Genomic DNA, 2,690 nt, shown 5'->3' on the forward strand with positions numbered 1-2,690 from the left:
CCGCCGCAGACGGGCGCACGGGCGCCAGCGGCGCCGCGATCGCGGCCGAGCCGGCGAAGGCCAGTGTTGCAGAGACGGCGAGCGCCGCAGTCCTGATCGGTTTGCGCATCACGACATCCTTCCCTGGTCGAAGTTTGGCCCGGCGAACCGGGCCGATGTCGTGAATACGGAGCCAAGAGGGATTTCCTTCGGGAGGTCACGAGGGTTGTGCGGCCAAAAGTATCACTTCGTAGAATACCGAGGTATGGACCACTCACCTACGGTATCCTTGTGTAGAATTCCGCACCATTCTCAAGCTGGAGTTGAGTAGCACTCTTATTAGTTGAGGCCCGTCTTTACTAAAACGATAGTGTTTGGATCGCATGGTTTGTGGAAATACTGGCTCTGCTACCTATTCGTCGCAACGGCCAGACCTGCTGATACCCTTGGGTGACACAGGACGTCTCCTCATCCGAATTCGTCAGGCGTTGCGCACGCGCGTCCGACGAGTCCGGTCCGATCAGCATCCGTTGTCGATGCGATCTTCGAGAGAGACATAAGGCAAGACACAGGGCGCGAGCGGCCTGTGAGCACCCATCGGAAATTGCACTGCGCACGGACTGGCTGCGAAGCCGGCCGCACGTCGTTATTTTGGAGCTCGATTAATGCTGTCTCGACTGCACTTGACTATCGGCCGACGCATCTACTTGCTGATCGGCCTCGGTTTTATCGGCCTTCTCGGCCTCACATTGCTGGATTCCCGCGAGCTGGCGACCGGCCTGCAGCAACAGAAACAGATCGAGCTCAGACATCTCGCCGAACTGGCCGTCAGCTTCGTCAAGGACGAACATGACGCCGCGCAGCGCGGTGAGATCAGCACCGACGAAGCGCAGAAGCGCGCCCAGGCGCGGATCGCCAAGTTGCGCTACGGCGGCAACGAGTACTTCTTCATCACCGACATGCAGAGCAAAATGCTCATGCATCCGATCGCCAAGCAGCTGATCGGGCAGGATCAATCCAGCGCCAAGGACCCGAACGGCAAGATGCTGTTCGCCGAGATGGTCAACACGGTTCGCCGCAGCGGCAGCGGCTTCGTCGACTACGTCTGGCCGAAGCCGGGCTCCGACAAGCCCCAGCCGAAGCTGACCTTCGTGACCGGCTTCGAACCGTGGGGCTGGGTGATCGGCACCGGCGTCTATATCGACGACCTCGACGCCCAAACCTGGAACGCGATGCAGCACTCGCTGATCGCGGCCGCCCTGGTGCTGCTGATCACCATCGCTGTGTCGGTGTTCATTGCGCGGCGGATCACCAAGCCGATCCAGGCGATGACGGGCGCGATGAAGGATCTGGCCGGCGGTCGCATCGATATCGAGGTGCCGGGCATCGGCCGCCACGACGAAATCGGCGAGATGGCGGAAGCCGTCGAAGTGTTCAAGGTCAACGCGCAGGAACGCCGGCGGCTCGAAGGCGAGCGGCAGGAGATGGAAGCGCGCGCCGAGGCCGAGCGCCGGGCTCACGCCAACCAGGTCGCCGAAGCGTTCGAGCGCGCCATCGGCGAGATCGTCGAGACCGTCTCAGCGGCCTCGGACGAACTGGAGGCTTCGGCCACTACGCTGACCCGCACCGCCGAGCAATCGCAGGAGCTCGCGACCGCCGTGGCCGCGGCCTCCGAAGAAGCCTCGACCAACGTGCAGTCGGTGGCGTCGGCGACCGAGGAGATGTCCTCGTCGGTCAACGAGATCAGCCGCCAGGTCCAGGAATCCGCCCGGATCGCCCACGAAGCAGTCGACCAGGCGCGCCAGACCAACGGCCGGGTCGAAGAGCTCGCCAAGGCGGCGTCCCGGATCGGCGACGTGGTCGAACTGATCAGCACCATTGCGGGTCAGACCAACCTCTTGGCGCTCAACGCCACCATCGAGGCGGCGCGCGCCGGTGAAGCCGGCCGCGGCTTCGCGGTCGTTGCCAGCGAGGTCAAGGCGCTGGCCGAGCAGACCGCCAAGGCCACCGGCGAGATCACGCTGCAGATCAACGGCATCCAGGCGGCGACCGACCAGTCGGTGGCGGCCATCAAGGAGATCGGCGAGACCATCGCCAAGATGTCGGAGATCTCGTCGACGATCGCGGCCGCGGTCGAGGAGCAAGGCGCGGCGACGCAGGAGATCTCCCGCAACGTCCAGCAGGCTTCGCTCGGCACCCAGCAGGTGTCGTCGAACATCACCGATGTGCAGCGCGGCGCCACCGAGACCGGCGCGGCCTCGTCCCAGGTGCTTGCGGCGGCGAAGTCGCTGTCCGGCGACTCCACCCGGCTGAAGGTCGAAGTCTCGAACTTCCTGGATTCGGTCCGCGCGGCCTGACCGTCTCCGACCCCATTGTCGCGGCCGGCGCCTCCCAAGGCGCCGGCCGTTTGCATTTCAAGGCATTAGCCCCGGCCCGCCTGCCCCTACCCGTAACCGCACGAGGTCTTGGTAAAGCCGGCATTAACCAAGCCCGTTTACAGATTGGTGAGGTTCCACCGTCGCCGCCTCTCGGCGCGACGGATCAGCGCCGGGCGAGGTAAGCGAGCGATGGCCCATCCCGGAAGTCTCATCCGCCCGGCGGACAGCCGGCCGGCGATCGATCCGGCCCTGCGGCCGCAATCACCGCTGCGCGAGCTGTTCGCCCCGCTGGACCAGCTGCTCGCCTGCGGCGGCGCCGCCCGGCTCGACCTC

Annotated in this window: 1 protein-coding gene; it reads left to right on the plus strand. The window is 64.9% G+C overall.

Annotated features, from left to right (window positions below; genetic code table 11):
• Positions 1-644 precede the first annotated feature (644 nt).
• A complete protein-coding gene (locus DYI24_RS24740; protein ID WP_164574207.1) occupies positions 645-2,336 on the plus strand; it encodes a methyl-accepting chemotaxis protein in 1,692 nt (563 codons plus the stop codon).
• Positions 2,337-2,690: the final 354 nt, after the last annotated feature.

It is taken from the genome of Rhodopseudomonas sp. BR0C11 (assembly GCF_010820945.1).
In the GTDB taxonomy this organism is placed as follows: domain Bacteria; phylum Pseudomonadota; class Alphaproteobacteria; order Rhizobiales; family Xanthobacteraceae; genus Rhodopseudomonas; species Rhodopseudomonas palustris_H.

What these genes read in the sequence shown, in the direction of transcription:
- DYI24_RS24740 (WP_164574207.1), top strand. Translation starts at nt 645, where the DNA reads ATGCTGTCTCGACTGCACTTGACTATCGGCCGACGCATCTACTTGCTG.